The organism is Micromonospora sp. NPDC050795 (assembly GCF_044456785.1).
In the GTDB taxonomy this organism is placed as follows: Bacteria; Actinomycetota; Actinomycetes; order Mycobacteriales; family Micromonosporaceae; genus Micromonospora.
The window spans coordinates 1-1,254 of record NZ_JBITGE010000119.1 but is presented as its reverse complement, the minus strand read 5'-3'; the positions used below and the strand labels follow the sequence as shown (position 1 = coordinate 1,254).

The following is a 1,254-nucleotide window of genomic DNA, read 5'->3' as shown; positions in this document are numbered from 1 at the left end:
ATCCACGGCGGCTGCTCACCCCTCCTCACGTTCAGACAGAACGAGCCTCACACCCCCAGAGGACACGCCCAACATCATTTAGTTAGGAGTTCTAATACGGCAGCCGCCGGCGGTTGAACGATCGGGAGTAGAGTGCCTGAGGGTTGCAGCACCCACCATCATGGACATCGGAGGGGCATCGTGCGGACATGGTTCATTACCGGTACTTCGTCCGGCATTGGCTGGCATCTGACCGAACAGCTCATCGCACGCGGTGAGCGGGTCGCGGCGACAGCCCGAAACCTTGAGGTCCTTACCGATCTTTTGGCGGTCGCCAGCGGACGACTTTGGACGGCGGAGCTCGACGTCACCGACTTCGCCGCTGTCCGGGCGACGGTCGGTCGGGCCTTCGCTGATCTGGGGCGGATTGACATGGTAGTGTCAAATGCCGGATATGGGCAATTTGGTGCAGCGGAAGAGCTCTCCGATGAGCTCATCACCCGCCAGTTGGATACAAACTTGATCGGTTCGATCCAGCTTGCCCGAACGGTCATACCGCACCTGCGCGAGCAGGGCGGTGGGCGAATCATCCAAATCTCCAGCGCGGGGGGGCAGACGGCCGTCCCCGGGATGAGCCTCTACCATGCCAGCAAGTGGGGCATTGAGGGCTTCCTTGAAGCGGTTGCTGGTGAAGTGGCTACCTTCGATATCGAAATCACACTGGTCGAGCCGGGTTTTGCAGCGACCGGCTTCTACTCACCTTCTTCGATACAACTCGCGCCAGCGCTAGAGGTGTACCGCCAGACATCGCTCGGCGAACTGCGTGACGTGTTCGCCAGCGGAGCCGCCGCAGCCTACGCGCCGGGCGACCCAGCGAAGATGGCTGCCGCGATCATCGACTCGGCTGACGCCAGCCCGGCGCCCAGACGGCTAGTGCTCGGCAGTGACGCCTATGAATCAATTGAGCGGGCACTCCAGGAGAGGCTGGCCGCGCTGCGCTCCCAGGAACAGGCAGCGCGGTCCACCGACATCGATCGTCCGGAAGCCACAGCGACGCCACGGTAGCCGACATGCAAGCGCAAATCTTAGCCATCGGTGGAAACCCTAGCCGTGTATGGGACTGTGCAAATAGCGGCTGATCGATCGATCAGGGGAGAGGCGCCAAATACGACCGAGACCACCGGGGGGTGTCCCTATGGGTTTCGTCAAGCGGAGATCGGCGTGGCTGGGCGTGGTTGGTAGGGGATCTTGTCGCGGAGCATGGCGTAGAGGACG

The 1,254-nt window shown here is 62.1% G+C and carries 1 protein-coding gene; it reads left to right on the top strand.

The window, feature by feature from the left end; genetic code table 11:
- The first annotated feature begins 180 nt into the window (after positions 1 to 180).
- Positions 181 to 1,044: an SDR family oxidoreductase gene (locus ACIBEF_RS32525; RefSeq protein WP_396797253.1), complete on the top strand. Its 864-nt coding sequence runs from the start codon at positions 181 to 183 to the stop codon at positions 1,042 to 1,044.
- Positions 1,045 to 1,254: the final 210 nt, after the last annotated feature.